This window comes from Paenibacillus sp. FSL R5-192, from assembly GCF_000517845.1.
Classification (GTDB): domain Bacteria; phylum Bacillota; class Bacilli; order Paenibacillales; family Paenibacillaceae; genus Paenibacillus; species Paenibacillus amylolyticus.
Map to the genome: position 1 here is coordinate 1,369,353 of NZ_ASPR01000014.1, position 11,809 is coordinate 1,381,161.

An 11,809-nucleotide genomic window follows, 5' to 3' on the forward strand; every position below is an offset into this window, starting at 1 on the left:
AATAATATATTCATCATTCAGATTTTCGCATGGACGGAGGGTGCAGCGCTGGAAATATTAAAGACAAACCGACTGCCCATAGGACTGGACTCTTTGAGCCATACAATGCCACCCATTAATTCGGCGAGTTGTTTACAGATGGACAGGCCCAGCCCTGCACCGACATACTTTCCTGAATTACCATGAATCTGGGAATAGGATTTGAACAACAGATCCTGACGATCCTGTGGGATGCCGATGCCCGTATCCTTTATTTCGTAGGATGCATGGAGAGTACCTTTTGTATCAGCAGATACCTCAGTAGAGATGCATACTTCACCTGTCTCCGTAAATTTTAGCGCATTCCCAACGAGATTGATTAAAATCTGACGAACTTTGTGCTGATCGCCCATAAGCATCAGATGATCATTAATATTATATTCTGCGTACAACCTAATTCCTTTTTTCTGTGCTTCAGAAGAGAATAATTGTAATACATGTTCAACTGTGTCAGAGACACTATAGGGCTTGATCTCCAGAGAGATCGCACCAGCTTCTGCTTTGGAGTAGTCCAGAATCTGATCCATCATCGACAGAAGGCTGGCGCCACTTGACTCAATGACATTAACATATAACGATTGATCCTCACTCAGCCTGGTCGATTGCAACAGATTGGCCATTGCAAGAACACCATTCATTGGCGTCCGGATTTCATGGCTGAGAACGGCCAGCAAATTTTTCTTTTCTTCAAGCACTTTTGCAGCGGTCTCTTCCGCCTGTTTTAATTGTTGCAGAGTTGTTTCCATCTCAAGAAGACTCGTGAAAAAGGAAGACAAGGAGAGAAGCAGATCCACGTCCTTTTGTTGATAGGAATAGAAATCCTGATCAAATGAGCAAAGGGAGCCGTAGATTTCTCCGTTCTCATTATGTATAGGCACACCAACAAATGAACACCCACCTACGAATTCGGTTGCGTCCATATGTCTGGTTAATGGATGTGTTAGATTATTATTGATTACTAACGGGCCTTGGGAATGTTCAGTCACAAGTGCACAGTATGACTCGGCGTTATCAACGACCAGCCCCTCACCCAGAATAAGTTTTTCACGATTATATACGTTCAGAACCTTGGTGGATAGATGATCCAACTGGGCAATACAAAACGTGTTTGCAGGAATTAACCTGCTTGCCGTGTCCATGACATTAGCAGCCGAATCATATAATTTATGTGAGACAAGGGATAGTACATCAATGAATTCTGTTTTTAACATATTGATTTGACTCCTCCTGATTGTAGAAATTCGTTGTGCACTGTATTCAGTATATATGAATTTGAAGAATCGATCATGTATGGTTTTGACAGTGGAAGACGGAAATGAGAAAATATAATGCTGTGCAACATGTATATATTAATAAAGTTTTGGAGGCAAATCAATGAATCAGCGTTTTCGAATTACCCGATCCATGCAGGAAAGCAATGCGGAACAATCCATCTCGCTGGAAGAGTGCAAACTCTACTTCGAATCCCAACCCGATTTTACCTATTCAGCGGTTCTTAACATTGTAGGAGCTGAGAGCACCATGACCATCGAGGGGGACTTTTTTATGTGGGACCTTGAGGGTGCACAGATTGCTTTTCGTTTGTACATGGGGGATCTGTATGTAGCTATTTCTAACGAAGCTATTGTACCCAAAATGATTGAGATTGCAACAGATCTACGTGCAGATATCGTTGAAGGATAAGAAGTAGAGAACTAGAGTTTAATAAAATGTAATGATGTTATTTGTAGTATACTTTAGACATCCCTGTAAAAATGAGACTAAAGATTCATTTATATTCCATATGTTAGATTGTAATATATGGAATATAAAACATTTTACAGGAGGGTAATGAAGTGAAAAAGACCAAATTAATACTTGTTGTATTCATGAGTATGATCCTTGCCTTATCAATAACTGGAATAGGATCGAGTTCAAAGGCTTCTGCAGCTACGGCACGTACACCCATTGTATTGGTACATGGATTGACCGGTTCAGATAGCAATTTTACAGCAATTGAGAGTTATTTACGTAGTCAAGGGTGGACAAGAGACGAATTATTCGCGATTGACCTTCCTAGCAAACAAGGAAACCAGCTGTTGAACTCCGCAGCAATTAGTCGATTCGTAGATGATGTTCTACGCCAAACGGGTCATACAAAAGTCAATATTATAGCTCATAGCATGGGTGGAGCTAATAGTCTCTATTACATACTTAACCGTGGAGGCGCTTCGAAAGTGGATAAGTTGATTACCCTTGGCGGGGCTAATCGATTGACCACAACGACAGCTCCGAGTGGAATAAAGGTGACCTCGATCTATTCCACCAGTGACACGATTGTGTCCCCGGTACTTTCCCGGTTGAACGGGGCGAACAACGTTTCGGTTTCCCTCGTATCCCATATCGGTCTGCTGTTTAACTCGCGGGTGAATGCCCTGATCAAAACTGCGTTGAATGAGTAGCTGAACATACAAAATGTGCATTCTTTCATAATATACTGAATGATTGACTTGAACACGACTGGCCATTTATGGGCAGTCGTGTTTTCGTATTACCCGGAAATGGCTCGCTAAGGTAAGTTTCAAAAATAGGTACATCCATTCTATAATTAGAAATCAGAATAAAAATGGAACAAGTTAAAGGAGTCTGTATACATGCAACCTCAACCGAATGATCGGATTAAAGTTCATCCAGGCTTTTGGGCTGGATTACATCAATTAGGGATTGGTACTGACGACATCGCTCGCACAGCACAACTATCTCTTGAGACAATAAATAAACCTCTAGTGACCCAATCTCAATACTTCGCAATCTGGCAGGCCTACTCTGATCTCAATGGGGACACCGCCGAGGGCATCATCAAACTTGCAACCGGATATGAAATATCGAAGTATCCTCCGCCTGTACTGGCAATGTACCATGCTCGTGATTATCGAGATGCGTTGAATCGCATGGAGCGTTACAAGCAAATGTGTCCTCCCGAGAGTTTGCAGATTACCGAAGCAGGGGAGGAATGTATCATTGAACTAGGATGGTTACATAAGGAGCAACCAGGTCCGCCATTACTGGTCGGTATTACGCTGGCATTTCTGATCGAACTTGGACGGAGGGGCACAGGACAGCCTTTGATTGCAAAACGGGCTGAGTTCTCCCAACCGATGGGTGACGTAGCCACCCTTGAGGCTTACTTCGGCTGCCGAGTTGATACGAATTCTAACCATAATCGGCTGACGCTGGAACGGAAAGATCTGAGCCTTCCATTTCTATCGTATAACGAGGAGTTACTGGAGATTCTGACCCCGGCTCTGGATCGGTCGCTGGACGAACAAGAGAGCAATCGTTCCATTACTGAAGTGGTCAAATGGATTATGAAACGCAGCCTCACAGGAAAGCGCCCTGACATCCAGACGGTCGCCAAAGAGCTTCGCATGAGTGATCGTACCTTGCAGCGGCGACTGACGGAGGAGAACACAAACTTCAAGCAATTATTAACCGAGGCCAGACGTGAGCAGGCCCGAGCGTACCTTGCAGATCCTTCGCTCGATATCAAAGAAGTGGCATTTCTGGTTGGATATGAAGACCAGAATTCGTTCTATCGTGCTTTCAAGACCTGGGAAGGGGATACACCTTCAAATTGGCGTGTAAGGCAATAACTCTGGCGCAAAGTGCTAGTTACTAGGCCCTTCAGACTGCGTAATATTATACCTATCCGGTGCATGAAGCTATTGGCAATGTCCAGAAGCAGCTGCCGGATAGTTTTAATCATGAAGGAGAAATGCAGGATGGATATGGGACTAAAAGAGAAAACAGCCTTAGTTACAGGATCAACAAAAGGAATCGGTAAAGCAATAGCTTTTGAGCTCGCTCGAGAAGGTGTTCATGTTCTGATTAATGGACGTAATGATGAAGAGGTGGAACGAACCGTTCGTGAAATCAAGTCCACTTTTCCGGAGACCTCTCCGCAAAAGGCTACGGCTGATCTTGTGGATCTGGCGCAACGCCAAGCTTTATTCGAGAAATTTCCTGAAGTTGATATATTAATCAATAACATGGGGATATATGAAATCATGAGTTATGAAGACATAAATGATGAAGTGTGGGAGAAATATTTCCGTACTAATGTACTTGCTGCCAATGGCTTGTCCCAATTTTATTTACCTAAAATGGTGAAGAACAATGACGGACGTATTATTTTCATTGCAAGTGAAGAAGCCCTTATGCCTTCAGGCCAGATGCCTCAGTATTGCATGACCAAGTCAATGCTGCTGTCATTATCCAAAAGTTTGTCCAAACTGACAGCAGGAACCGAGGTTACGATCAATACGATCCTGCCAGGTCCAACACTGTCCGAAAACGTACAAGAAATCATTGAGGGCATATACCCTGATGAGGCACTGACTTTTGAGGAAAAAGAGAAAGACTTTATGAAGAGTAATCTGCCACAGTCCGAATTACAGCGATTCATCAAGCCAAGTGAAATAGGCAGACTCGCTGCATTTGTATGCAGCCCATATGCTTCAGCCTTCAGAGGCTCTCCCATCCGGATGGACGGGGGCATGGTTCCCACCATATTTTAAAATTGTTCAGGATACAGGATATCTATCCATAAGATGTCGCCAGCATTGGCGACTTTTTTATTTGTAAATGATCTATGCGAGGGGCGTCAATCAAGTTTATAATACAGGTATGATTTTATCCGAAAACGCTTTCTGTTACTTGGAAGCGATTACTTGTATCGATTATATGAATCTAAAAGGGGACAATATCATGATAGAAGCAATAAATCTGGAAGGCCTATGGAAAATCCAACTTGATGAACATAAGGTGGAACGTGGTCTGAATTTCTCAGACGTTATTACATTGCCAAATACTACATCTCATGCGGCCAAGGGCAAGAAAAACGAGAATGTGTTAATCGGTGCGCTGACGGATGAGTACTTATTTGAGGGTTATGCCTGGTTTTCACGAGAGATTGAAATTCCCGAACACTTGGCTGGAAAACATTGCTTCTTGCATCTGGAACGAACAAGAGTTACCACAGTCTGGATTGATGGGGTGGAATGGGGAACGCAAAACAGTCTGAACACACCTCACCTTTACGAGATTGAGGCAGGGTTAACCGCTGGGACTCATACAATTACCATTCGAGTGGACAATACCAATTATCCAACCAAAGGTGGTCACCTTACATCCGAAGACACGCAGACGAATTGGAACGGCATCACCGGGAAATTGGAACTTCAATTTTTCGAGCGTGTTTTCCTGGATAATGTTCAGGTCTATCCCGATCTTGCGACTCGATCTTTCGAGATCAAGGCAGCACTTGTTGGTGACCTGCAAGAAGTACGAATCGTGGTTTCAGCTGTTGCAGTCAGTGCAGATCCGGTGTATACGACCGAGGAACAGATTTTCGCCCCGGATTCGCAGGAAATCCAGCTGACGTACAAGATTGGTGAAGATGCGATGTTATGGAGTGATGATGAACCTAACCTGTACCAACTTCATATTCATCTGCAAGATCAGGACGGGGAAGTGCTGGATTCCACCGAAGTATGGACGGGATTACGGGAATTCCGGGCTACCGGAGACAAATTCACCATTAATGGTCGCAAAACGTTTCTTCGAGGCAAACATGACGGGCTGATCTTTCCGCTCACGGGATACGCTCCAACAGATGTGGATGAATGGGTTCGTATTCTCGCTATCTCCAAGTCCTACGGTATCAATCACTACCGTTTCCATACCTGTTGTCCTCCGGAGGCTGCTTTTATTGCAGCGGATCTGCTCGGCATCTACATGGAGCCTGAGCTTCCGTTCTGGGGAACGATTACGGATGAATCTTCGGATGGGCATAATCAAGCCGAGCAGGATTACTTGATTAGCGAAGGATTTGCGATGCTGCGTGCTTTTGGTAATCATCCTTCGTTTGTCATGATGTCCATGGGGAATGAACTATGGGGAAGCAAGGACAGATTGAATTCGATCCTGAAGGCATACAAAGCATATGATCATCGTCATCTATACACCGAAGGTTCGAATAACTTTCAGTTTGTGCCGGACATTCTGGAGGAAAGTGAATTCTTCTGCGGGGTTCGTTTCTCCAAAGAGCGCCTGTTCAGAGGTTCATATGCGATGTGTGATGCTCCGCTCGGTCACGTGCAGACCGACCTGCCAAATACATTGAAAGATTACGATTCAAACATTGTACCTGAGCAAGGCAGCGATGCTGACCCTTCTGGTCAGACTGGGGACAAAGAGATTCAGATTCAGTATGGGACAGGTTCCAAAACAGTGCAGGCCGAAGCTGGAAGTGACCAACTTGTCTCACACGTACCAATCATCTCGCATGAAATTGGACAGTACGCCACGTTTCCTAATTTCGAGGAGATCAACAAGTATACGGGTTCTCTCAAAGCCAAGAATTTCGAAGTGTTTCGAGAGCGTCTGAATGCCAACGGGCTGGGACATCTGGCGGAAGCATACTTCAGAGCCTCTGGTAAACTCGCGGTCGCATGTTACAAGGAAGAACTGGAAGCTGCTTTTCGTTCGAAGCAACTAGCCGGGTTCCAGCTGCTGGATCTTCAGGATTTCAGTGGTCAGGGAACGGCGCTGGTGGGTGTACTGGACGCATTCATGGATTCCAAAGGCATGATTACACCTGAGGAGTGGAGAACGTTTTGTTCCGACGCTGTGTTGTTGGCGAGATTCCCCAAATATAATTATCAAGCGGGTGAATTGTTCGAAGCACGCATTGAACTAAGTTACTTCCGCAGACAGGCATTGGACGGACGTCATCTGAAGTGGGAGCTACATGGTGAGGATTGCACCCTTACAGAAGGGAAAGCAGACCTGCCAGCGACCCATGGAGAACATTATGTGAATGTCGCGGATCTCAGCATTCGCATTCCTGAAGTCTCCAATATGACCAAAGTGGAGCTTAGACTGTCCATTCCGGGCACGGATATCCGTAAGTCTTACGACCTGTGGATCTACCCGAGACAGGAGGAAGTGGACCTGAGCGGTTTGAATCTATTTACCGAACTCTCGGAACAAGCGTTGGCGCTGCTTGAGCAGGGCGAGGATATTTTACTTTTCCCGAATCCCAATGAGCTTCAACACGCGATCCAAGGTTTCTATAGCACCGATTTCTGGTCTTACCCTATGTTCCGATCCATCTCGGAGAATATGAAAAGAGAAGTTCCTGTGGGCACAATGGGCTTGTTAATTCAACAGGATCATCCGGCCTTCGAACATTTTGTCACAGAGGAGCACTCAACTTATCCGTGGTGGAGCATCGTGTCCGAGTCGTCATCGATCATCTTGGATGAGTTGGATAAAGACTTGAATCCGATCGTGCAGACCATTGACAATTTTGAGCGAAACCACAAGCTCGGCCTGTTGATGGAGTGTCGGGTTCGGAAGGGGAGAGTGCTGATGGGAGCGCTGAATCTGGAGCGTCTGATGACTACATTGGAGGGCAGACAGTTGTTATACAGCTTCCAGCGTTATGTACAAAGTTCCGCTTACCAGCCAGTTGCACGTCTGGAAGTAGAGGAACTTCGCAAGTTGTTTAACTAAGATATAGGGAGAAGAAGTGTCAGGTTTCCCTTAATTATGCCAATGAGCCCCTTCCGCGAATGGAAGGGGCTATAAGACACGCAGATTGAACCGGTTCATTCTCCCATTAAGCGTTAGATGAACCTGCACTTTTTAGGATTACATTCCAATCTTCTTCTTCAAAAAGTATGTTGTCTTTATCCTCTGTTACTCCGATTCGGACCTCAAGGATCACCATTCTGGTTTCAGCCAGAATAGAAAAGAGACTCTCCTTGGTAATCGCAAACTGATTGCCCATACTCACTTGCATGACCTTTCCGTTGACAAGTATTTGCCCACTGCCTGCAAGCACGGTCCATGCTCTACACCCAGTTCTATGCCAGTTCAACCCGATATGGTTGCCCGGTAGAACCGTTATGTTTAATGTGGTTACAGTTGTATTCTCATTGTCTAACGAACTCTCAATGACACGATAACTGCCCCAGGTTGCTTCACCATACATCGGTTTTAATGGCAAGTTACCCAATTGAGCTTTAATTTCATTTGAATTATTTTTGTTGGCAATGAGAATGCCATCCGGACTTGCGGCAGCGATAATACCTGGCACGCCAATGACTTGGATGGGGTAGGGAAGCTCGTTAATAATATAGGAATCGGAGGAAGAACCCGAGATTCCACCGTGTCCGATTACATGGGTATCTAACTGTGCGCACAGCGTATCCCAGCTTCCGATATCCTGCCATACTCCCTTATAAGGCAGGACTACGGCCCGCTGTGCCTTTTCTGCAACATGCTTGTCAAAACTGCGTTCAGGCAACGCTTCATACAAGGACGACAATTGATCATAATGAACCGGAAGCCCCATTTTTTTAATATGGGATATCATAAACGCGACGGTGAACGCGTACACACCGCAGTTCCATAGTGCCCCACGTTGTAGCAGCGTTTCAGCAATGGAGGCTTCGGGTTTTTCTATAAATTGTGTTATGGGCGCATAAGCATTACGTTCTTCCCCACCTGGCAGGATGTATCCATACTGTTCTGAAGCATGTGTAGGCCTTGTCCCAATTAAAGCGATATCGGCTTGAGAGTGTTTCAGTATATCCGGCAGTAATTGGAAGTTGCTGAAAAAATCTTCACCTGCGAACACATCAGCTGGTGCGATACAGATCACATCGTCATCTTTGGCCATTCGGAAGGATTGCAGATATAACGTCGCTAAGGCCGCCGCAGTAAAAGTGCCTCGTTTATAAGGTTCCCCAATGACTGGTATTTTGCCTTGAGTATGTCGTGCCGTAATATTAGCCTGATCTTGATGTGAAATAATGAGTGTTGAATCCGTTAGGGATGAACTATCAAGCTGGCGGCATACTCTGCTGATCATGGATTCCCTACCTCCAGCGGGTGATGGAAGTATATCTATGAACAGCTTGGAGCGAAGCTCATTGGATAACGGCCAGAGCCTTTTGCCAGAGCCGCCGCACAGCATTACGATATGCATGGGCTTCCTCCTTAAGCTCAGGGAGCTTTACTATAGATTTTCCGTTTATGAAAGGAAAGAGAACGATATTTAAGAGCCAGATTGCGGATTTGTTGCTCTTTTAACGAAGAAGCGTTCACATTCAGACTTTTATTCTTGGAACTTCTAAGGACCATGCTGCCTGGGTTTTTCGTATACATAAAATTGGCATATGTTTCATACTCGGAGAAACCAAACTGCTTTTTCTTATTGATATTGGAGATGATGGCTTTGTACCATGGCAGTTTATGAACCGCTTCAATTTTCTGTTTTAAGGCAACGAGTTTTGATTTGTCGAACAGCATATAATGGGTGACAAAAGAGCGGGGACGCGGAGCTTTCATGCCTAACAACTTGCGGTAGGTATTGAAATATTCCGGCTGGCTCCAGTCACGGCAGTAAAAGACTGTTTTGCCTTCTACAAGAAATGAATGAGGTTTAATCAGTACGGTATCTGCATCCATGACTAGAAAGTACTTTGCCTTCACAATGGAATCTCCGTTCATTTTGAGCAGCTGCTGATATAACCAGCCTGATCGATTCCATCGGGAGGACTGGTAGTGTATGTCGTTTTTGGTTATAGGCAGGACGGATCGCTCATTAACAAAAATGCAGTTTTTAAGGGAACAGAGTTTTCTGATCTTGGTGCTGACCGGAGAAACAATATATATGCTTCCAATGGGATGTTTTACATAACGGCGAATGTTATCGATGACGAGGGGTAGGGTAGCCAAATCTTTCTCGATCGCTGGTATAAGAACATCAATCTTAGGCGCATTGTTCAACCGGATTCCAGGCTGGACAGACATCTTCTCAACTCCTTGCACAAATCGTGATGACTCATTATATGGTATGTGTGCAAAAGTGTTTTGGTCAGGGCATGTGCAAATATACATTTTTACGAATAGGGGCTTTTGTTGAGGGTTCCTTTATCGGTATTACATATAATGCTTGCAGGATCTTGATCAAACAGCAGGTTTTGATGCGGTTGCTGAAGGGAGAGTTTACGACATGGGAGTTGATAAGTTGCAGCCGTTAAGAAGCAAGTGGTTAAAAACAAAATTGATCATTAATAATGAATTAATTAAACCGTTCATCCCCGACACACAGAAATATAACAAGACGAATCTGAAATCCATGATCAGCAAATATGGAATGGTCTATGTCAAACCCGAGAGAGGTACTTTCGGGATGGGTGTTATTAAGGCAGAGAGGGAAAGTCAGCAACATTTTGTCTATCAGATCGAGCAAAAACGCCTGACGTTTGACAGTTTTGAATCGTTTTATAACAGTCTGACTCGTCTGGTGAATAAAAGAAGTTATCTGATTCAGAGAGGAATCCATCTGCTTAAGCACAATAACAGACGTTTTGACATCCGTGTCATGATACAGCTAAGCCCGACCAAACATTGGGAAGCTACCGGAATCATCGGGCGACTGGGTCATCCAAAGAAAATCGTAACCAATTATCATAGTGGTGGTACACCGATGGATATTCACAAGCTGCTAAAATCACATGCATCCACCAAACGCAGAAATGAACTGATTCAAGAGATGAATGAGCTTAGCCTGCGCATAGCTCGTCATATGAAAAAAAAGTACCCGCATCTTAAGCAAATTGGTGTGGATATCGGCCTTGACCACAGTCTGAAACCCTGGATTATTGAAGTAAATGTCAAACCTGACCCATATATATTCAATCAATTAAAGGACAAGACGATGTATCGCAAGGTAATACGATATTACCGCCATGCTTTCCCCAAAAAAACAAAATAACAGACTGGACTTTTCATAGGAATGCTGGAGAAGGTTACAAGCTCAAGAGTCGCCAATGTGGCGACTTTTTTTGTTGATCTGCGTTTTAGGGTCGGAATAATGCATTTCATCCCCATTCGACTCCGAAACCTATGCTAAAATAGTATATTCGAGAGTGAAATTCAGAGTCGATGTCGATGAAAGGCGGATGTTCCCCCATGTTCAATATTGCAATCTGTGATGATGAGGAGCAGCAACGAGAACGTGTGAAAACGATGCTGGTCTCCTTATCTCTAAAAACCAATTTTGATTTTCAAATTAGCCTATTCACATCTGGTGAACAACTGCTCTCGCACTACAGAGAGGTTGGGGACACATTCAATATTCTTATCTTGGATGTGGAGATGGGCGGAATGAACGGGATTCAGACCGCTAAAGAGATCAGGAACATGAAGTTTCTGGATGTACAGATTATGTTTCTGACCAGTTACCCGGAATATATGGTGGAGAGCTTTGATGTCATCACCTTTCAATATCTGATCAAGCCAATCCAGCCGCAAGTTTTCGAGGAAAAGATGATTAAGCTGTGTCAATATTTTCAGGCATTGGACAAAAAGTATGTACTAATCAAATCAGAGTATGATGAACTGCTGCTGAAATATGATGATATTCTCTGGATTGAGGTCGTCAAAAGTTTAACGATCAAGAACAAGTTGAATTTTGTGACACAGGAAAATGTACATGAGACCAAAGGCATTTTATCCAGTTATGCTACCGGTTTGAAAGACCATGGTTTCTTGCAGATTCATCGCTCGATTATCATCAACCTGATGCATGTTCAGAAGTTTTCCGGTACCCAGGTCGTTATGTTGAATGGAACGGAACTGCCCATAGGCCGATCCAAGGTCAAAGAAATCAAGGATGCCTACACCAAATATATGATCATGAGGATCCAGTGAT

Annotated in this window: 10 protein-coding genes; 7 read left to right on the forward strand and 3 right to left on the reverse strand. The window is 44.2% G+C overall.

All coding sequences use genetic code 11. The features are described 5' to 3' along the window. Positions 1-17: 17 nt before the first annotated feature. A complete protein-coding gene (locus C161_RS14350; protein ID WP_036670831.1) occupies positions 18-1,250 on the reverse strand; it encodes a GAF domain-containing sensor histidine kinase in 1,233 nt (410 codons plus the stop codon). A gap of 163 nt (positions 1,251-1,413) precedes the next feature. Here C161_RS14350 and C161_RS14355 point away from each other — a divergent pair, with 163 nt between their 5' ends. From C161_RS14355 to C161_RS14375, 5 genes are all read left to right on the forward strand, one after another. Further along, positions 1,414-1,722: a hypothetical protein gene (locus tag C161_RS14355; RefSeq protein WP_036670832.1), complete on the forward strand. Its 309-nt coding sequence runs from the start codon at positions 1,414-1,416 to the stop codon at positions 1,720-1,722. Positions 1,723-1,907: 185 nt separating this feature from the next. Beyond that, entirely contained in the window at positions 1,908-2,480 is a 573-nt protein-coding gene (locus tag C161_RS14360) for an esterase/lipase family protein (RefSeq protein ID WP_051449755.1), read from the forward strand. Positions 2,481-2,672: 192 nt separating this feature from the next. Further along, positions 2,673-3,671: a helix-turn-helix transcriptional regulator gene (locus C161_RS14365; RefSeq protein ID WP_036670835.1), complete on the forward strand. Its 999-nt coding sequence runs from the start codon at positions 2,673-2,675 to the stop codon at positions 3,669-3,671. A gap of 129 nt (positions 3,672-3,800) precedes the next feature. Beyond that, positions 3,801-4,595 carry an SDR family NAD(P)-dependent oxidoreductase gene (locus C161_RS14370; protein WP_036670836.1) on the forward strand — a complete coding sequence of 265 codons (795 nt, stop codon included), beginning with the start codon at positions 3,801-3,803 and terminating at the stop codon, positions 4,593-4,595. 190 nt (positions 4,596-4,785) lie between these two features. Further along, on the forward strand, positions 4,786-7,596 hold the full coding sequence (locus C161_RS14375; RefSeq protein WP_036670837.1) for a glycoside hydrolase family 2 TIM barrel-domain containing protein: 2,811 nt from the start codon (positions 4,786-4,788) through the stop codon (positions 7,594-7,596). 106 nt (positions 7,597-7,702) lie between these two features. Here C161_RS14375 and C161_RS14380 read toward each other — a convergent pair whose 3' ends face one another. After that, positions 7,703-9,076, reverse strand: coding sequence for a sugar phosphate nucleotidyltransferase (locus tag C161_RS14380; protein WP_036608120.1), 1,374 nt, complete (start codon positions 9,074-9,076; stop codon positions 7,703-7,705). A 17-nt stretch (positions 9,077-9,093) separates the two neighbouring features. After that, on the reverse strand, positions 9,094-9,903 hold the full coding sequence (locus C161_RS14385; protein WP_036608117.1) for a DUF6492 family protein: 810 nt from the start codon (positions 9,901-9,903) through the stop codon (positions 9,094-9,096). 202 nt (positions 9,904-10,105) lie between these two features. Here C161_RS14385 and C161_RS14390 point away from each other — a divergent pair, with 202 nt between their 5' ends. Next, entirely contained in the window at positions 10,106-10,870 is a 765-nt protein-coding gene (locus tag C161_RS14390; protein ID WP_036608114.1) for a YheC/YheD family protein, read from the forward strand. Positions 10,871-11,067: 197 nt separating this feature from the next. After that, positions 11,068-11,808: a LytR/AlgR family response regulator transcription factor gene (locus C161_RS14395; protein WP_036670838.1), complete on the forward strand. Its 741-nt coding sequence runs from the start codon at positions 11,068-11,070 to the stop codon at positions 11,806-11,808. The last annotated feature ends 1 nt before the right edge of the window (position 11,809 follow it).